The sequence below is a fragment of the Winogradskyella endarachnes genome, from assembly GCF_009741275.1.
Taxonomy (GTDB): domain Bacteria; phylum Bacteroidota; class Bacteroidia; order Flavobacteriales; family Flavobacteriaceae; genus Winogradskyella; species Winogradskyella endarachnes.
The window spans coordinates 477,771-497,599 of the sequence record NZ_WOWS01000001.1; the positions used below are offsets into that span (position 1 = coordinate 477,771).

Genomic DNA, 19,829 nt, shown 5'->3' on the forward strand with positions numbered 1-19,829 from the left:
CAAATTTAAGACAACAATAGATATAATTGCTGTAATGCATAAATAAAATGAGTAATATCTTATTGCTAAAAAAACCTGTCAGGTTTAAAAAACTTGACAGGTCTAAATACTATAAAACTAAATATTTTATTGTCCGCCTAATGCTTTTAACGAATCTAATTGACGTTGAAGCGCATCTATTTTATCTGTATTATCTTCAATTTTAGGTATACTCATTATGGAATCCATTTGCTGTTCCATAACATCTTCATCTTTTGGCACTTCTTTGTAATAATAACCAATACCTTCACTTGCTCTCCATGCTTCGTTTAATTGGTTATAAACTTCCTCGTCCCAAGTACTAGGATGCTTAACGTCTATCCAAATAACATCTCTATATTCACTATCAATTAAAACTAAATCTGGTGTAGCAGAACCGTCAAATTGCTTAGCGTTTTTTTCGCTAATAGAAGATACTGTTCCTAAGAAAAACATGCGCTTTCTTCCTGCTATATTTTTTATATATGGTCTAAATTCTACAGGTGTATTAGCTGACCAATCGTATTCTTTCCTAGATTCTTTTACTTTTAAAGGCATAGCAGAAACACCTGCATAACCTTGTTTTTTAGAAGCGTGATCAAAGTAGTACAGTCTATCTGTTCCGTCTGCCGGAATAAATACACTATAACTTAAACTAGTACGCTCTTCTCCTACTGGCTCCAAACCAAACCAATGGTACAAACCACTAAAAGCATCTGAATTAGAACCTGCAAAATCAAAATCAGTAACATACGGTTGTTGATTTTGATCTTTAGGCATCATTGGGATTTTTACCGCTGTTTCCATGTTCCATGGTAAAGGGTCGCTAAAACCTCCTAAGAACTTTAATGATTCTGCTTGTAACTGAGACACTTCTTCTGCTAAGGTATTTTGTTTATTTAAAAACGGATGATTTTTAATTTCTTCTGGACTTACAAAAGTTCCTTTACCGATTGTGATACGCTCTAAATAATCATTCATATCATGTTCACCACTTTCAATAATCATTACTCCTCCAAATGATGGATAAGGAAAAAAGAAACCTTTCCATTTAATTAAACTTACTACTTCTACCCATTTGCCATCATCATTTTTCATGTAAAATGTATCACTTGGCTCGTAATTAAATAACATCCAAGGATTAAAACGCTGTACTACTGCATTATATGTATTTCTGCTAAACTTTAAAGATTCTCCAATTGAGAAGGTTACAGAAATTCTATTTTCGTTAGAAAAACGCGGAAAAGGTGTTGTACTGCTTACTGCAAATACTTCTTCTGTATTATCACTCATTTGTTGCATAACATACTTTTCACTTGGCTGAATGGCCATTGTCCATTTATTTTCAGTACCAATGCGCACCAAATGTGGTAATGAGACATCTTTTGTTTCTCCAACACTTTCATTGGCCATAGAAAATATATTTCTAAGTGGTTGTATACGTTCATTTTGTGTTAGTGGTAATTCATTTATTTCAACTTTATTTAAGCTATTGAATACATTATAGGTTTTCATGTAATCGTACATTTTTAAATGCCAACCAACTGTATATAATATACCGAAAAAACCAATAAGCAAAGCTAACATACCTAAACGTGTACCAATACTAGATGAATTTCTGAATTTTCTTAAGCCTAAGATTAAAACCAATGCACTGATTATAATTATAAAAATATATTTACGTATAAATAATAAAGCTGGCTGGTAATCGTCTCTAAAAAAGAATAATAGCACTAATAATAGCAAGACTACGAAAATTGTAATTACTTTTTGTTTTCCTCCTTTATTCCAATAACTTTTAATCATAATTGTTTGTAATTCCTGACTTGACAGAAATCTTTATTTATTAAACATCTTTTTTCAAATCCGTATTACATATAGTGTAACGTATATGTAATATCATATTTAAATTAACTTAGAAAAAACACTTGGTATTACATAAGACCCTTATCTTTTAATCGGTCACGTGCACTTTGTTTTTCTACTTTAGGCTTCGCTTTTATCTCTTGCTCTATTTCTACATCTTTAGTACTTTCTTTTGTTTCTAAATCTTGTATAAACTCTTTTCCTTTTTCTACAGTGTCCTTAACGGCATCTAGTAATGAATCTCCTTTTTCATCTATAACTTCAGACGATTTAAACACAAAATTTGCTAAATAAGTTCCTAATAAAGTACCAAACATACTAGATGCAAATAAAGAAATGGTCATTAAATCTATAGGAATTAAAAATCTAGTAATAAGTATACCTACTAAAAATAGTACAGCAATATAGACCAACCGCATTAAGAAAGATTGTTGATATAAGAAACCTTTTTTACTATTGGCATCCATTTGTAAATCTTTAGAATAAAAAAGTTTGTTGAAAAACTTATATACTTTATTGCTTTTAGATTCTCTCCAATACAATACAATTCCGAATAGTATTGAAGCTACAAAAGCTATTATTTCTAGTGACATCATTTTTTATGTTTTTAGTTTTTTGTCATTCTGTTCTAGGTCTTAAAATCTATTACAAATTTCATTCCTTGAAATAATCTAACCAATTTAATATGACCTTATCTAATTAAATCAACCTTCCTTTGATAACAATTTATTTTCATTTATTGGATTCCGCATCAATTGCGGAATGACAGCTGTTATAAAATTAGTCTAAAATTATTAGATATTGTTACGGATTCTTTCAATTACCCAATCTTTAAAAGAGTCGTCCCAAGTGTCATAACTCTTATAAAACTGTTCTTTATCGTACCAGTACAAGAACAAAACGTCTTTTGGTGCAATGTTTATTAATAATTTGTGTATTAAGTCTCTGTGCTCTGCTGAAAGCGAAGAATGTGGCTGATGCAATGCAAAATACAATTGTTGGTCTACTATATCTTCAATTTTATAGGCATTGCTACGTTCTAGTTTTTCGAGATATAATTCTACACTCATCACTTGTTTACGCGCTTTTATATCAATTTTATTTAAGTAACTCTTAAACAGTACTTTATTATCTAATATATCTTTAATAGGATGTTCTGTTTCCTTTAAAAACTGATATAATTCAAACTTTTTAATTCTGTTATAATTAGGTGTATCTACAACCTGTTCTAAATCACAGTCTATAATTAGATGGCTTTTCAGTTTTTCTACTAATTCTGGCTGCGAGATATGATAGATTAAAATATCATAAACAGTATCTTTTATAGCTTCTTTATAATGGTCTAAATTTTCAAAAATTATAATTGGCTTTATAAAATCTCTAAGCAAATAAACACCTCCAAATGCTCTTGTAAAAAAAGAACCTGTAGAATAATGCAAAGGATGTAAACTTAAATCTCTGTCTCTTAAGTCTCCATAAGTTGTGGCAGAGTCTAATAATTGTTGATGAATACGCTCATCAATAAAATTATTTTCAGTTCTAAATTTATCAATGAGTTTTAATTGTTCTTTTTGTTTGTCTTCAAGATTATCTATTAGACGAAATGTTATACTAACATTCTTGTATTTAAGCACGTCTAATGGTTCGTAAAAGACATCAATATCTTGGTCAAAATCGATACAAATGGCAGAATCTCTTGTGATATCATTAATTTTTGGTCCATGAGTTCTAAACACATGTTGCATCATTTCTTTATCAAAAGAATGAAATGGCAAATACACCGGTTTTCCTTTTTGTAATGGTGAAATAATAATGCCATGCGGATTAGCATCACCATGATTTAGGTAATGTACATTTTCTTTTTCGTCTGCTACCTCTGGGCTCCAACCAATACCGTCAATAGAAAATGATTTTAGTTTAGTTTCTTTAAAACCTAAGGTTTTTAAGCATTTATTATAGCGCTCTACCAGTTTGCCACTCACCGGAATTAGTTCACTTCTATATAAATGTGCTTTTTTTAATTTTTGCATCTTAGTCTAACAAATTATTTAACTGCGCAAACTGCAATAACATTATTGTTTTTGCGTCAATAATTTCTTGGTCTTTGACCATTTTAATAGCTTTAGAAAACGATAATTCTAAAACTTCTATTTCTTCATTTTCACTTTCTAAACCACCACCTTCGTTTATTTGCATCTCCTCACTATATTCCGCAACAAATAAAAACATTTTTTCTGTTAATGCACCTGGTGATGTATATGCCGTGAGTACTTGTTTGGCGTTGTTAATTTTATAACCAACTTCTTCTTCTGTCTCTCTAATAATAGTTTCTAAAGGCTCGTCACTGTTATCAATAGCACCAGCACATACTTCAATAGACATGCCTTCTTCTTTGTTTTGCTCATAGATTGGCATACGAAATTGTTTTGTTAATATAACCGTTCCTTTTAAAGAATTATATAACAAAATTGCCGCACCATTACCACGATTATAGCATTCTCTAGACAAACGTTTCCAATCACCATTTTTAAATTGAAAATCGTAATCTATTCTATCTAATGTTGCCCATTCTTTCGACAGGTTAGTTTTAGTAATATTTTTAAGGTTATTATTCATTTAAAGGCTTGTTTCTAATTGTTTTCGGTATAATAAAAAGGAATTGACCAAGACTTTACATTATCCTTGCTATATTCTTTTTTAATAGTAATAGTCTGCATTCCGAAGGTTGCATCTTTTAACGATACATAACCTATAACTCCAAATTGTTTTGTTATTGGATGCTTATATTTTAAGAAATTGGCATCTACTTTTTCATCATTTAAAAATACTGTATTATACGTTTTATAGCAATTTAAAAAACTTAAACCACTCGCTTTTCGTTGTTCTGATTTGGTTAAATTTTCATCCTCTTTATAAGTTTCGCAAGTGCCTTCTCTCAGCTTCTTTTCATTATCAAAAATGGGTATAAAGACTTTAATTACTTTAGATTTAATAACATCTGAAGCAATTTCTGGTGCTAAAAGAAATGTGCTGCTTGTATTTTCTGACGCATAGTAATTTGGGTCTATTTTTAATTCGTCGTCTTCTACTCCAATTCCTGTTTTAATTAAATACGGAATGTTAGTTTTATTCATTTGAATAATAGCCAAGGGCATTCCAACAACTAAAAACGACAGCATTAAATAAGCAAGGGATTTGTTCTTCTTAAAATTAGAACCAAATATCATTGATACTTGCAGAATGGACTTATACAAAGGTCCAATCATAATCAGTGAGGTATATTTTACAGCTTTAAAATATAAAACCTGAAGACTTTCTTTTTCTCTATTTTTCTTCAAATTAGCTATGGTACCAATAATTATTTGAAACATCATGGCTCCAATAAATAAAACTAATGGAATTAAAAGAATTAGTGTAGGTATAAAACCTGATAACAAATTAAATAACAGCAGGTAAAGACAAGCCATTAAAGCCATGTAAGCATACATCAATAAAAACGTAAATGCTGCCGAAAAAATAACGCTACACAGCTCATCTACTTTTTTTATTGAGTCTTCTAATTTTGGAAGAATAGAAAGAATCTTCTCTGTATATATTTTTGAATAGGCACTATCTTCTATACTGTAATCTGGAAAAACAGAATTTAAGCCTACTAAACCAATCCAATACGCACGAAGAAAAAAATGAATTACAAACATTGATGCCAAAATACTTATGGCAAATAATCCTATAAATAAAATGGCATAACCCACTAAATATTGACTAGGATTTAATATGTTAATAAACTTATTTGTTCCCCAATCAATAACATCAAACATCTGAAATATCCCAAAAATAGCAATGGCAGAGACTAGCAATTCAGCTTCCCAGCTTTCATCTTTTAGTCGCTGCAACCAACCTTTAGTAGGCGCTTTGACCACTTCATTTATTTCTATTTCTTTATTTGCGTTCTCTTCCATTTTTAGCCTTTAATACCAAATTGCTCGCGAGCCTTAGTTTCAATATTCATTTGGTTTACTCTAGCATCTACTTTTCGTTTAAAGTCTGTATCTGCAATGGTTGCTACGTTATCTAAATATCTTATTACTTCTTGTCTTCTAATATCTGAAAAGTTTAAACCTTTCATATTAGATTTCATTAATTCTTGAAGCATATTAAATTTAGTCTCGTAATCTTTTTTGAAATACGTTTCAGGATTTTCAAACCAATCTTGTTCTAAATCAAAATCCGTAAGACGCAATGAAATAGCAGATTGAATATTTCTTACATCTCTTGAAGAGAAAAACGGAAATATTTTCTGAATTTCTTTATATAACGCTGCATAAAACATATGATCCGTCTCTTGATGAAGCTTTTCTACTTTATCAAAAGTATCATGTACTCTTGCTTCTGAAGGTTTTTCAATGGTATTAAGAATGTCTCCCATACTGCTGGCTAACCCTTGGTCTGACAAATATTTATACACTTCTGGATCATTCATGTTTACAAAATCTGGCATAGTATCATTTAACTTTTTCCACCAAATGTAATCTTGATCAACAAAATCGTGCTCAGTGCGTGCACCATCTATTTTAAATCTGCCTTGCACTCTAGAAATTACGGCTTTATCTAACATTTCTGGCAAATTGGTAAATAAACCAATAGAACTGTTACCATAATTTACAGCATAAGCGCCTTCTGTATATCTTAAAAACACACCAATTACTTCTTTTACTCCTGCAGAAACGCCTTGTGCTGTACGTTCTTGCAAATTGTTTTCGGCATCATCTATTGGCGCAAAAATTAATTTTGTTGGGTCTTGCAATGGCTTCATCCACTCTACCATTTTTTCGGCAGAACCACCTTGAAACGTACTAATCAACGTATCTGGCATTGGGTGGAATAAAAATGGAATATCTAAATTATCTGAATGTTCTTTTAATCGGGTTGCAATTGCTGCAATTAACATACTTTTACCTGTACCAGGAATACCGTAACCCATAAAAACTGGCATAAATCCACCTAATTCTTGAAATGGGTTTTTCTTTGCTTCTATATCGTAACTTAATAAGCGCTCTGTTAAACGACGTGCAAAATGTTTAGCATCTCTGTTACCTACAATTTGCTCAAACTGAATTTTATTAAATTCTATACTCTTTGCTGTGCCAGAAAATGAATTTTCCCAGCCAGATACTGCAAATTCTGAATTTTCTAATTTATAAGTTCTATCAACTATGGTTTCGGTGTATTCTAAACTACTTTTTCTAAGTTGAATTTCGTCTATTAACGCTTCAAAATAAACGACTGTAAAATCAATAACATCTTTGTCTGACTTTATAATTTCAGGATGCCCTAAATATTTATCGTAATAAAATAACTGACAAGAAATTCCTTTTAAAGGTGTTAAAAATGATACTTCTGGTATGCCTGCAAATTTCTGTTTCATTACAGATAAATCATCTGAAGCATGTGGTTTTAAATCGTGAAGAACTTTATACGCTGTTGAAAATAGCATAAAAGCCGTTGCTGTATGCATTTTACTTTCGTATTCTCGTCTTCCTGAGCTATCTAAAGCAGATTTATTTTCACTTAAACTCGATAATCCTGAAGCATCATAAAATGAATCTTTAATCCAAATACCAAGCGTTATAGCTTCTTGCACGGCATATAACGTTTGATTTAAATAAATAGGAAGTGCCACAGACTCTGGTAATAAACGCTTTTTTAAGGCTAAAATGGTTTTAGAAACTGAAGTAACATTAACGTTACTTCCGTTATTGGCTCTAGACAAATACAATAAAATAGATTCGTCTTTAGCATCTGCATCTTTATTTTTTGCGCGTTGACTTTGTTCCCATTGAATAGATTTTAGATATGTTGTTGCTTCATCTCGAAGCATGTCTAATTCATTTTGTTTTATAGGGAAAGTTGAGTTGTGTTCCATTGGTTAAGTTATAAGTGAAAAGTAAAAAGTGAGAAGTTTTATCACTCTAATTTTTGAGCTACAATCTTCTAACGTTAAACTTATTTTGTATTTAGTTCCGAAATTTGAATAGGCGACATCGCCAACTTATTCATAATCTCTGGTGTTTTATTATAAAGTAATTGTATAATTCTATGTGGTGCAAATACATAGCGTTGTCTAAAAATTGTATCCCATTTTTGAAAGGTTTGTTTACTAAAAAAACTGCCTTCTCTAAATTCGCTACTAGATTTTAATTCGTCTATTTTAAATGATATAGCATAAGATTCTAAAGGCACTTCTTTACTCGCTATACTTTGCAAAATGGCATGTGTTACTTTGTTTTCGTCTTTAGCAAATACATTGTGTATTGGTCCTAAATCTACACGTCTTATGTGCTTAGGAAACACTTTTGGCAAACGCTTATCTATAGCATAAGCCATGGTATCTAGATTCATATCGCGATCTGCTACAGTTTTAAGAATAGAATAGATTTCATCTTTATAATCTTGCACATTTTTACCGTCATAATTAAAATACATATAGCAAATGTATGGTCTGTTGTGTGTAACATCATAAAAGCTCCAACTTACCAAATAGTCTGCCTCGGCATTTTCTGACACTTGCATTATTTTACCTTGTACAAAACGATTAAAAATATATTCTTTTTTTGCCGATGTATAATAAACAATTGATGATGCTTGAAAGAGTTTGCGTTTTGCAATTGGCTCTTTTTTCCGCATTAGCGTGTCTAAAAATTCGTCCTTTAGAGTTTCTACATCTGTAAGTTTACCCAGATACTCTTCACGTAATTCCAAATCATTAAACAAATATCTAAACTCAAGATAATTTGGAAATCCAGAATCGGTTAAATCCACTTTCATGTTTTCCTCTTCGTCATACATGTATTTTACACGCATGGCTTCAATTGAATACAATAATAAATCACTGTATTGTTTAAATAATTGAACTTCTTGGTTGTTTAGTAATTGTTTTTCTTGTACAGCAACAATAAGTTCCTTTAATGTGAAATCTATCATTTTGTGATAGAACACATACTGTTCTTTGGAATCTAATATTGCGGAATCTAAGGGTGTAACTATCATTCTGGTTGGTAGTTGGCAGTATTCAGTTTACAGTAATCTACGAATACCCAAAACGTATTTAAAAAGTTATTGAAGTTTTAGTGTGTAGCAACAGTATTCAGTCACGATTTTACTGCCAACTGAATACTGAAGACTGCTCACTAATTTTTATCCTAAAAGGTCGTCGTCACTAGCTTCTGGCTTCGGTGAATCTGCTGGTTCACCTGCTCCGTCATTTACTGGTGCGTTTCCGTCTGCTGCGTAATAATCTTCAAAAATTTCTTTCATATCAATGCCGTAACGGTCCGCAAAATTAGACTGAATAGACTTATCCTTTTCTCTAATTTCTTGTAATGCTTCAGCATAACTTCCATAGACACCTTGCATCACTTTTTCGTGCACTGGAATATTGTCCATCATTTCTTGACGTGCTTTAGCACTTGCTGTATGCATTGCTGCTAAAGTTTCTCCAATATGCTCATCAGTTTTAACACCTAAGTGTTCTAAAATAGCTGCAAATTCTTGGTCTGTACGTGCTTTTAAAGCTACAACGTAACCGTCATAATATTTTAGACGCTCATCAGTATCACTCTTTAATTTTGCTCTATGCGTTTGTAAATTACTACGTAACGATGTAAGAACTTTAATTGTAAGGTTATGTTTGTGAACGAAACTATCTTTTGAAGCCGCTAAGGTTGTATAAGCATTTTTAAGACCTTCTAATTCTTCAACCTTTTGCTCTAACGTAGTTACTTTACCTAAGGCATCTGAATATTCTGTAGATTGCTTATCCGCAACTTCTTCTAATGCTTGACGTGCTTGTTTTAACAATGCATATTGTTCTTCTAACTTGTCCTCTACTTCTTTTTTCTTTTGAAGTGCTTTGGTGTGGTTGTTAGAGGCTTCAACAATGGCTGTTTTTAAACTCTCTTCAACTTCTTTTATTTCAATTTCTCTGTCCTTTAAACGTTTAATAGCTGCTTGACTTTTAAATGACAATTCATTTAACAAGGTTTGTACATCGGCAGTCTCAATACGTTGCTGAAACATGGCTTTTGCTTTATTATCTGATGCATCACGTTCTTTTTGAGCATTTTTAAGTTCTGCCTCTGCATCTTTAATCTTGCTTTTTCGACCCCAAAGATTATTCCACCATGTATCTGGTTTATTATTGGCGTCTTCAAGTTTTACCTTAGCACGTTCTAAACGTTTTACTGCATCGTCAATTACTTTTTGTTCTTCTGCGTTTAAAGCCGAAAAACCTTCAAACATAATACCAACTTCATCTTGGTAATCTGTTAAGTCTTTTATGGCATCTAATAATGTTGTTCTGTCTTTTTCAGCCATGTCTACAACATTATCTAATGTTGCATTTAATATCTTCTGACGGCTTTCTGGATCATCTTCTTGAGCCAATTTAGACTTCATTTGGTCAATAGCTTTTCCCCAATTTACATCGACTTTAGCTGTTTTTTCATTGGAATTGGTTTCTAATAAATCAAAATCATCAGACATATTTGTGTAGTGTTATTAAGTTGAACAATTTAAGGATAACAATTTCGGTAATTTTTTAAGACTATAAAAACTTTACTTACTAAAATATAGGTAGATTAATAATTAAAAATGTTACAGTCTAATTCAAAATAATTCAAGAAATCCATTACATAATTCTTTTTACATTAAAAAAATGTTCATTATAATTTGAGAAAGATTGAAAGCATAAAACCTTAAATAAACCTTAAAAACACTGTTATTCGTCGACTTTTAACTACATTTAAACGATGAAATTTTCGTATTTTTTTCGTAAATAATTTAAAATTAAAGGTTTAAGAAAATATAATTATATATCTTAGCACTCTACAAGCCCAATTCTATATAAACAACACCATGAATAGTAACCTACTCCCTAAGCCTCTGATTGTTACAACCACGCAACTAACCATGATTTTGATTGCAGTAGCTACCGTTTTTTTTGTTCTTATTATTTTTGCAATATTAAAAATGTATAAGCTAAAAGCAGAAAATAAAAAGTTAATGCAAACCAATGCATTTAAAGACTATGAAAATTCTGATGATGGAACACCAAGCGGTCATTTATATGGAGAAAGCTAACAAATATTTGGAATGATTGAATTTATAAGAACATCCATAAAAACCAGTGAAAACACAACTAATAAATTAATTAGTATTTTATCGGTAGCGCTTGTAACTATGATAATATTATGGTTTTTACAGTTTTTAAAAAACCGAAAACTTAAAGCTAAAATTAAAGATTTAGAACGTAATTTATAAAATAAAAATAGCCAGCAATTTGCTGGCTATTTTTATTTTATTAGGTAATTTAAATTACCTCACCAACTTTTTGTACTTAATACGTTTTGGCATTAGGTCACCCCCTAATCGCTTCTTCTTATTTTCTTCATAGTCACTAAATCCTCCTTCAAAGAAATAAACCTGAGAATCACCTTCGAACGCTAAAATATGGGTGCATATTCTGTCTAAAAACCATCTATCGTGACTAATAACTACGGCACAACCTGCAAAGTTCTCTAAACCTTCCTCTAAAGCTCTTAAGGTATTTACATCTAAATCATTGGTAGGCTCATCTAATAGTAATACGTTACCTTCTTCTTTTAGTGTCATAGCCAAATGTAAACGGTTTCGCTCTCCACCTGACAACAATTTTACCTTTTTATTTTGTTCACCTCCAGAGAAATTAAATCGACTTAAATAGGCTCTAGAATTTACTTCCTTTCCTCCCATCATCACCAACTCTTGCTCATCACTAAAGTTTTGCCAAATTGTTTTTTCTGGATCAATATTTGAGTGCTTTTGGTCAACGTATGCAATCTTAGCTGTTTCACCTACTTTAAACTCGCCTTTATCTGGATTCTCCTCTCCCATTATCATCTTAAATATTGTAGTTTTACCAGCACCATTTGGACCAATAACACCAACAATACCAGCTTGAGGTAAATTAAAGTTTAAATCGTCGTATAATAATTTATCGTCATAGGCTTTTGCAACACCTGCAGCTTCAATTACATTGGTACCTAAACGCGGACCATTTGGTATGTAGATTTCTAATTTCTCATCGAGCTGTTTTTGATCCTGACTCATTAATTTATCATAGTTCTTTAAACGTGCTTTTTGCTTTGTTTGTCTTCCTTTTGCGCCTTGACGTACCCAATCGAGCTCTCGTTCTAATGTTTTTTGACGTTTAGACGCTGATTTACTCTCTTGTGCCATACGCTTAGATTTTTGGTCTAACCAAGACGAGTAGTTTCCTTTCCATGGGATACCTTCACCTCTATCGAGTTCTAAAATCCATCCTGCTACATTATCTAGAAAGTATCTATCGTGAGTTACAGCAATTACGGTACCTTTATATTGTGCTAAATGATGTTCTAACCAATGTACAGATTCTGCATCTAAATGGTTGGTGGGCTCATCTAATAGTAAAACGTCTGGCTCTTGTAATAATAAACGACATAATGCGACACGGCGACGCTCACCTCCAGAAAGTACACCAATCTTTTTATCACCATCTGGTGTGCGCAGAGCATCCATAGCAATTTCTAATTTGGTATCTAATTCCCAAGCTCCTGCAGCATCAATTTGATCCTGTAGTTCTGCTTGACGGTTCATTAGCTTTTCCATCTTATCCGCATCACTATAAACTTCCTCCAAACCAAATTGCTCGTTTATACTGTTATATTCATCTAAAATGGCAACAGTTTCTGCAGCACCTTCTCGTACAACTTCCATTACCGTTTTGTCATCATCTAATTGCGGTTCTTGCTCTAAATAACCTACTGTATAACCTGGTTGAAATACCACATCACCTTGATAGTTTTTATCTACTCCAGCAATAATTTTTAACAAAGTTGATTTACCTGATCCGTTAAGACCAAGAATACCTATTTTAGCGCCGTAGAAGAAGCTTAAATATATATTTTTTAATACTGGTGTATTTGCTCCTGAAAATGTCTTAGTTAAGCCAGACATGGCAAAAATTACTTTTTTATCGTCACTCATTTTTTTAGTTTAAAGTTTATTTAATCAATTTAAAATTAAAAGGTTAATTACACTCTTCCTTTTAAGGCATTAAACACCCAAGCAATACAGAAAAAACCTCCACCAACTGCTGCAAATCCCCAACCTGCAACGTCATCATATCTAAATGCACCAAGTGCAATTAATCCTAATCCCACAAATATCATAATCCATGTTGCCCAAGACAGTACTGTATTTTTATTCATCGCCATATTCTTATTCTTTAAGTTTTAGTAGTTAGTTGTATTACAAATATCGCATTTTAAATAAAAAAAGCATCACTATTTGTGATGCTTCTATTATAAAAATTAATGAAAATCTATATTTTAAGCATTGGCACTTCTATAAATAATAATTCGCAATTAGTTTTTGAAATGATTTTAAAAGCATCTAACTCAGAAAGTCCAATAGCATCTCTGGTTTCTAAAATTTCTCCTTCAACTTCACATTTACCTGAAATAGACATAACATAAACACCATGTTTTTCAGTTTTTAAAACATAATTAAATGATTCACCTTCCACTAAATCAATTCGAGATAATTTAACATCTTGATGAATTTTTAAACTTTCCGAATCAGTATCTTCATAAGATGTTACTAAAGTTTGAAGTCTTCCTTTTCTATCTCCTTCATTAAATACTTTTTGTTGATAACTTGGTGTTACATTCCGTTTATTAGGTATGATCCAAATTTGAAACAATTTTAAATGCTCATTTAAAGATCCATTAATTTCGGAATGCTGAATACCTGTGCCTGCAGACATTACTTGCACTTCACTAGGTACAACCGTTTGCCTGTTGTGATTCATATTATCGCTATGCTTTAAAATACCTTGTAATGGAATGGTTATAATTTCCATATTGTCATGCGGATGAGTACCAAATCCCATGTTGGGCGCAATAACGTCGTCATTTAACACTCTTAAAGCACCAAAATGTAATCTGTGAGGATTATACCAATTGGCAAAGCTAAATGAGTGATTAGCCTGCAACCAACCATGATCGGCAAATCCTCTACTTTGCGCTTTATGAATTAACTTTTTCATCTAATTTTATCTAATAAATTGCTTAATTGAGTTGCTTCCTCCTCCGTTATATTCTTTAGTATATCTGTTTTGTGAGACTTAGAAATTTCGTTTAATAGATTTATTCCTTCTTCAGTAATTTTAATGTGCACAACACGTCTATCTGTTGGGCAAGCAATACGCTCAATTAATCTTTTTGCACTAAGTTTATCCATTAAACGCGTTGCATTTGGAGATCGTTCTACCATGCGCTCTTTAATAGTTTGAACTTTTAATGGTTTTTCTGCTCCCTTCAATATTCTTAAAATATTATACTGTTGTGATGAAATTTTAAAAGGCTTAAAAAAGGAGGTTTGGTAACTTTTAATCCAATTAGCTGTATACATTATATTCAATAATGCCTTAACTTTTTGATTTGGAAAAGTGGAGTTTATATCTTTTGAAAAATCGCCCATTAGCTTAGATTATTTTAGTGAATAATGATATAAAGCTGATTATTAAAGTGCTTCTTCAAATTGTCTTACTTGCACCAATAACTCTTCATTTAAAGTATCGTTATTTATTTTGCCTTCTGAAAAATTCTCATAAAATGACGGTAATGAAAACTCACCGACAATTTGAGCATTATGATATGAAAATCTTCCCTTTGCAATTTCTAAAACAGTAGCACCACCTCTTGCTCCTGGAGATGTTGCCATTAATAACATGGGTTTATTTTGAAAGGTTTTTTGCTCTACACGAGACATCCAATCAAATAAGTTTTTAAAAACTGCAGTATATGCCCCATTATGCTCTGCAAGAGACAAAATAATACCATCAGATTTTTTAATCATCTCTACAAAACGTTCTGCAACATTGGGCAACCCATTATCTTGCTCAAAATCAACACTATATAATGGCAGTTGATAATCATTTAAATCTAAGATTTCTACGTTTACATTACTCACTAAATTTGCTGTATAACTTGCAAGCTGTTTATTAATTGACCGTTTACTGTTGCTTCCGGCAAATGCTATAATCGTTTTCATACTAATTTTGAGTTTTTTTGTTAAAAATATAAGAAATTGCTAAAAGAATAATTGCAACTAATGGTGAAAAGTGCCCTCCATCACTAATCATAAAATGAGCGAAAAATGCCAAAACAAAAGCAAAAAAGAAACCAGCATAAGCCCATTCTTTAATCACTTTAAATTTAGGGTTCCAAATAGCAAATAGCCCTAATAATTTGGCGACAGCATAAGGGTAAATAATGTAAGAAGGATATCCAAAACCTTCAAACATATCTGAAACCATATCGTTTTTAAAAAAATACATACTCACAGAAAATAACATTAATAAAGTTAATAGACCTGTAGATGCATAAAAAATAATCTTATCTCTTTTCATAACACTTAAATTTAGTTAGGGTACAAATATACACAAAATTAATTTTATATTCCTAGGAATATATTTCCATGTAATATTTTTTTAACAAAATATTCACTTTCTTAACATATTATCATTTTGTAAATTCGTACAAAACAGAACTAAATAAATGGATATAAAATTCAACCAAAACGAAGACTACAATAAGCTATTAGTTTCCGATTTAAAAAAACGAATTGCTAAAGTAAAATTAGGTGGTGGCGAAAAAAGTATTGCCAAACATCATGCAAAAGGTAAAATGACTGCTCGTGAACGGGTAGACTATTTATTAGATTCAACATCTAAGTCCATTGAAATTGGTGCATTTGCAGGCGAAGGCATGTATGAGCAATATGGTGGTTGTCCTTCTGGAGGTGTTGTTGTAAAAATGGGTTACATTAATGGTACACAGTGCATTGTAGTTGCAAATGATGCAACTGTAAAAGCAGGTGCTTGGTTTCCTATTACAGGTAAAAAGAATTTACGTGCTCAAGAAATTGCCATAGAAAATCGTTTACCAATAATATATTTAGTGGATAGTGCTGGAGTGTTTTTACCAATGCAAGATGAAATTTTCCCAGACAAAGAACATTTTGGTCGCATATTTAGGAACAATGCTATAATGAGCAGCATGGGAATTACTCAAATTTCTGCCGTTATGGGAAGCTGTGTTGCAGGTGGAGCCTATTTACCTATTATGAGTGATGAAGCCATAATTGTAGATAAAACAGCAAGTATTTTTTTAGCAGGAAGTTATTTAGTAAAAGCTGCAATTGGTGAATCTATAGATAACGAAACTTTAGGCGGTGCAACTACACATTGCGAAATCTCTGGTGTTACTGATTATAAAGCTAAAGATGATAAAGATGCTTTAGATAAAATAAAATCTATAGTTGATAAAATTGGTGATTTTGATAAAGCTGGATACAACAGAGCTGAATCTAAAAAACCAAAAGAGAATCCAGATGATATTTACGGTATCCTCCCTAAAAGTAGAGCAGACCAATATGATATGAAAGACATCATAAAAAGATTGGTTGACGATTCTGAATTTGAAGAGTATAAAGCAGATTACGGTAAAACAATAATTACAGCATATGCCAGAATTGAAGGTTGGGCTGTTGGTATTGTTGCTAATCAACGAAAATTGGTAAAAACTAAAAAGGGTGAAATGCAATTTGGAGGTGTGATTTACAATGATTCTGCTGATAAAGCAACTCGCTTTATTGCTAATTGCAATCAGAAAAAGATTCCGTTAGTATTTTTGCAGGATGTTACAGGCTTTATGGTTGGTAGCAAATCTGAACATTCCGGAATAATTAAAGATGGTGCAAAAATGGTTAATGCCGTAAGTAACTCTGTAGTACCAAAATTTACTATTGTTATAGGTAATAGTTATGGTGCAGGAAACTATGCCATGTGCGGAAAAGCCTATGACCCAAGACTAATTGCTGCCTGGCCAAGTGCTGAACTAGCTGTAATGAGCGGAAATTCTGCAGCTAAAGTATTATTACAAATTGAAACGGCTTCTCTAAAAAAGAGAGGTGAAACAATTACTAAAGAAAAAGAGGAAGCATTATTTAATAAAATAAAACAGAGATATGACGATCAAGTCTCACCATATTATGCAGCTTCTCGTATTTGGACAGATGCTATTATTGACCCATTAGATACTAGAACTTGGATTTCTATGGGAATTGAAGCTGCTAACCACGCTCCTATTGAAAAACCTTTTAATATGGGAGTTTTACAAGTTTAATAATATATTTTGTAGAAGCGAATAACAAAAAAAAAGAGCATAAATTTAAAATTTATGCTCTTTTTTATATTATTGAGAAAACTATTCTAAGGTTAGACCTTCTCGTGCAGCTTTCTTTTCTTCTTTTATTTCTTTAAAACGCTCAATAGCTGAACCAAATACCCAATAAGGTATAACAAAAGTTAAAAGGAAAATCATTAACCAAAATCCTATAGTTAAAATGGTTAAAAATGCTAAAAATCCTAAGTATTGATCAAATTCGAACATAATTTTTGTTTCGTTTACGTTTTAATAGCACAAAGATATAACCAAAATATAAGTTTTACAATAGGCTTGCCTAGTTTTATTAACAGATTATTAAAAATTATAAGCCTTTTATAAGTAATTCTGCTGTCGCAGGATTTGTTGCTAATGGTACATTGTGTACATCGCACAATCGCATAAGCATTAAAATATCAGGCTCATGAGGATGTCGATCTAAAGGGTCTCTAAAAAACAACACCATATGGCAATGACCTTCTGCAACCCTTGCTGCAATTTGTGCGTCGCCACCTAAGGGTCCAGATAATAGTGCATTAACTTCTAAACCCGCCTTACTTACTTTTTCTCCAGTGGTACCAGTGGATATTAAAGTGATATTTTTATGTTCTAAAATTTCTCTATTCTGATTTAAAAACTGAACCATTTCAGCTTTTTTACCATCATGCGCAATAATTGCAATTTCCATATTAAAGATTCTTTACGTGATAATCTACCAATCCTTCTATTGGCCTTCTAACAAAATTACCAACTTTAAAGCCATATTCATTAGCAACTTGTTTAATTTCTTCTTGTCCAAAAAATGCAATAGAACCTGCAAAATGTACAGGAATTCCAGTTTCTAATTCCTCCTTATATTGAAGAATCATATTTTCTGCAAATAGACGAATACCATTAGTTATAAGGTTACTTATATATTCTGAATCTTTATTAATAAACATAAACTCTGCATGATCAGCCAGGTATGCGCTAGGATTGGTTTGTTTATATAAATTATATTTAATAAAATCTGCATCTAAATTATGCTTGTGAGCAAAAGCAACACTAATAGTATCTGGCATTTTTTTAAAGTAGTAGTCTCTTATTAGTTGTTTACCAAAATAATTACCACTGGCATCATCCATTAAAATAAAACCTAAACTAGCTACTCTTTGGTGTAGTTTATGACCATCATAATAACTACAATTAGACCCAGTACCTAAAATACAAACTACAGCAGCTTCATCGTTAGTATTAATACATGCTCTAACGGCGGCATACGTATCTTCTCTAACCTCAACAATTGCGTTTTTAAAATAGAATTCTAGTATAGATTTAAGAAGTAATGTTGGTTTATCTGTACCGCAACCTGCACCATAAAAATAAATACGTGTTACTTGATCGGCAATAGCCATTAACTCTTTACTCTTACCTATTATTTTATTCAATTTTTTCTCAGCAACAATAGCTGGATTTAAACCTTTGGTTCTAATTTTATCAACGGCTTGGTTACCATCTTTATCTATAGCAATCCAATCGCATTTTGTAGAACCGCCATCTGTAATTAAAATCATGATAGTGATATGTATAAATAAAAATTCCGTAGTCTATGACAATACATAATCCTACGGAATTTTCAGAATTAATAATATGTCTTAAAGGCTATTTACCTTTTGAGCTAAATCTACTAATTTGTTAGAATAACCAAATTCGTTATCATACCAAGATACTAACTTGAAGAACGTTGAATTTAATTCTATTGCAGAATCTGCATCAAAAACACTAGTTTTTACTTCACTTACAAAATCTTGAGAAACTACAGCATCTTCTGTATACCCTAAAACACCTTCCATAGAACCTGCAGCAGCAGTTTTCATTGCATTTTTGATTTCTTCTAAAGATGTTTCTTTTTTAGTTTTTACTGTTAAATCTACAACAGAAACATCTGCAGTTGGCACTCTAAATGCCATACCTGTTAATTTTCCATCTAATTCTGGTATTACTTTACCAACAGCTTTAGCAGCACCTGTTGATGTAGGAATAATATTATTTAACGCAGAACGACCTAATCTGTAATTTTTACGAGATGGCGCATCTACTGTAAATTGTGTAGAAGTTGCCGCGTGAATTGTAGTCATCAAAGCTTCTTCAATACCAAAGTTATCTTCAATTACTTTAGCTATAGGTGCTAAACAGTTAGTAGTACAAGATGCATTAGATACAATTGCATTATCTGCCGTTAATTTATCATCATTTACTCCCATTACAAACATAGGAGCATCTTTACTTGGCGCAGAGATTACTACTTTTTTAGCACCACCATCAATATGGTATTGCGCTGTTTCTAAAGTTGTAAAGATACCTGTACATTCTGCTACTACAGTTGCTCCTGCTTCATCCCACTTTAAGTTTTTTGGATCTCTTTCTGCAGTTACACGGATTGTTTTTCCATCTACAACTAAATGTCCATCTTTTACCTCTACAGTACCATCAAATCTTCCGTGTACCGAATCATACTTTAATAAGTAAGCTAAGTGATCAACATCTAATAAATCATTAATTGCTACAACGTCTACGTCACTACGTTTTACTGTTGCTCTAAATACAATTCTTCCTATTCTACCGAATCCGTTAATTCCTAATTTTAAATTTGCCATT

20 protein-coding genes are annotated in these 19,829 nt (G+C 31.8%); 2 read left to right on the forward strand and 18 right to left on the reverse strand.

The annotated features are described in order from the left end of the window. Positions 1-126 precede the first annotated feature (126 nt). The 8 genes from GN138_RS02175 to GN138_RS02210 all read right to left on the reverse strand — a co-directional run bounded on the left by GN138_RS02175 (position 127) and on the right by GN138_RS02210 (position 10,425). Positions 127-1,824 (reverse strand): hypothetical protein, encoded by a 1,698-nt coding sequence (locus GN138_RS02175; RefSeq protein WP_157361678.1) that lies wholly within the window; start codon positions 1,822-1,824, stop codon positions 127-129. Between the two features lie 128 nt (positions 1,825-1,952). Further along, positions 1,953-2,480: a hypothetical protein gene (locus GN138_RS02180; protein WP_231743021.1), complete on the reverse strand. Its 528-nt coding sequence runs from the start codon at positions 2,478-2,480 to the stop codon at positions 1,953-1,955. Positions 2,481-2,678: 198 nt separating this feature from the next. After that, positions 2,679-3,914 carry a DUF6638 family protein gene (locus GN138_RS02185; RefSeq protein WP_157361680.1) on the reverse strand — a complete coding sequence of 412 codons (1,236 nt, stop codon included), beginning with the start codon at positions 3,912-3,914 and terminating at the stop codon, positions 2,679-2,681. A 1-nt stretch (position 3,915) separates the two neighbouring features. Beyond that, complete coding sequence (locus GN138_RS02190; RefSeq protein ID WP_157361682.1) at positions 3,916-4,500, reverse strand: NUDIX domain-containing protein; 585 nt, start codon at positions 4,498-4,500, stop codon at positions 3,916-3,918. A gap of 14 nt (positions 4,501-4,514) precedes the next feature. Then, positions 4,515-5,843: a hypothetical protein gene (locus tag GN138_RS02195; RefSeq protein WP_157361684.1), complete on the reverse strand. Its 1,329-nt coding sequence runs from the start codon at positions 5,841-5,843 to the stop codon at positions 4,515-4,517. A gap of 2 nt (positions 5,844-5,845) precedes the next feature. Beyond that, entirely contained in the window at positions 5,846-7,807 is a 1,962-nt protein-coding gene (locus GN138_RS02200) for an AAA family ATPase (RefSeq protein ID WP_157361686.1), read from the reverse strand. Between the two features lie 80 nt (positions 7,808-7,887). After that, the gene (locus GN138_RS02205; protein WP_157361688.1) at positions 7,888-8,931 is read right to left on the reverse strand and encodes a hypothetical protein; all 1,044 of its coding nucleotides are present in this window, start codon (positions 8,929-8,931) and stop codon (positions 7,888-7,890) included. Positions 8,932-9,078: 147 nt separating this feature from the next. Further along, positions 9,079-10,425: a microtubule-binding protein gene (locus GN138_RS02210; protein WP_157361690.1), complete on the reverse strand. Its 1,347-nt coding sequence runs from the start codon at positions 10,423-10,425 to the stop codon at positions 9,079-9,081. Between the two features lie 609 nt (positions 10,426-11,034). On the opposite strand from GN138_RS02210, the gene GN138_RS02215 reads away from it, so the two are divergent. After that, positions 11,035-11,202 carry a hypothetical protein gene (locus GN138_RS02215; RefSeq protein ID WP_157361692.1) on the forward strand — a complete coding sequence of 56 codons (168 nt, stop codon included), beginning with the start codon at positions 11,035-11,037 and terminating at the stop codon, positions 11,200-11,202. A 54-nt stretch (positions 11,203-11,256) separates the two neighbouring features. Here the strand turns inward: GN138_RS02215 and ettA are convergent, their stop codons facing one another. The 6 genes from ettA to GN138_RS02245 form a co-directional block, all read right to left on the reverse strand. Then, entirely contained in the window at positions 11,257-12,948 is a 1,692-nt protein-coding gene (gene ettA / locus GN138_RS02220; protein WP_157361694.1) for an energy-dependent translational throttle protein EttA, read from the reverse strand. Positions 12,949-12,995: 47 nt separating this feature from the next. After that, the gene (locus tag GN138_RS02225; protein WP_157361696.1) at positions 12,996-13,178 is read right to left on the reverse strand and encodes a CAL67264 family membrane protein; all 183 of its coding nucleotides are present in this window, start codon (positions 13,176-13,178) and stop codon (positions 12,996-12,998) included. Positions 13,179-13,285: 107 nt separating this feature from the next. Next, positions 13,286-14,011, reverse strand: coding sequence for a pirin family protein (locus GN138_RS02230; protein ID WP_157361697.1), 726 nt, complete (start codon positions 14,009-14,011; stop codon positions 13,286-13,288). Further along, the gene (locus GN138_RS02235; protein WP_157361699.1) at positions 14,008-14,445 is read right to left on the reverse strand and encodes a MarR family winged helix-turn-helix transcriptional regulator; all 438 of its coding nucleotides are present in this window, start codon (positions 14,443-14,445) and stop codon (positions 14,008-14,010) included. The genes GN138_RS02230 and GN138_RS02235 overlap by 4 nt, the downstream gene beginning before the upstream one ends. Positions 14,446-14,487: 42 nt before the next feature. Next, on the reverse strand, positions 14,488-15,018 hold the full coding sequence (locus GN138_RS02240) for an NADPH-dependent FMN reductase (protein ID WP_157361701.1): 531 nt from the start codon (positions 15,016-15,018) through the stop codon (positions 14,488-14,490). A 1-nt stretch (position 15,019) separates the two neighbouring features. Next, positions 15,020-15,376 (reverse strand): DoxX family protein, encoded by a 357-nt coding sequence (locus GN138_RS02245; RefSeq protein ID WP_157361704.1) that lies wholly within the window; start codon positions 15,374-15,376, stop codon positions 15,020-15,022. Positions 15,377-15,524: 148 nt separating this feature from the next. Here GN138_RS02245 and GN138_RS02250 point away from each other — a divergent pair, with 148 nt between their 5' ends. Then, positions 15,525-17,153: an acyl-CoA carboxylase subunit beta gene (locus tag GN138_RS02250; RefSeq protein ID WP_157361706.1), complete on the forward strand. Its 1,629-nt coding sequence runs from the start codon at positions 15,525-15,527 to the stop codon at positions 17,151-17,153. A gap of 81 nt (positions 17,154-17,234) precedes the next feature. Here the strand turns inward: GN138_RS02250 and GN138_RS02255 are convergent, their stop codons facing one another. The 4 genes from GN138_RS02255 to gap form a co-directional block, all read right to left on the reverse strand. After that, positions 17,235-17,420 (reverse strand): hypothetical protein, encoded by a 186-nt coding sequence (locus GN138_RS02255; RefSeq protein ID WP_157361708.1) that lies wholly within the window; start codon positions 17,418-17,420, stop codon positions 17,235-17,237. Positions 17,421-17,517: 97 nt separating this feature from the next. Further along, positions 17,518-17,880, reverse strand: coding sequence for a methylglyoxal synthase (locus tag GN138_RS02260; protein ID WP_157361710.1), 363 nt, complete (start codon positions 17,878-17,880; stop codon positions 17,518-17,520). Position 17,881: 1 nt separating this feature from the next. Further along, positions 17,882-18,745 carry an N-acetylglucosamine kinase gene (locus GN138_RS02265; RefSeq protein ID WP_157361712.1) on the reverse strand — a complete coding sequence of 288 codons (864 nt, stop codon included), beginning with the start codon at positions 18,743-18,745 and terminating at the stop codon, positions 17,882-17,884. An 81-nt stretch (positions 18,746-18,826) separates the two neighbouring features. Beyond that, complete coding sequence (gene gap / locus GN138_RS02270) at positions 18,827-19,828, reverse strand: type I glyceraldehyde-3-phosphate dehydrogenase (RefSeq protein ID WP_157361714.1); 1,002 nt, start codon at positions 19,826-19,828, stop codon at positions 18,827-18,829. Between the last annotated feature and the right edge of the window lies 1 nt (position 19,829).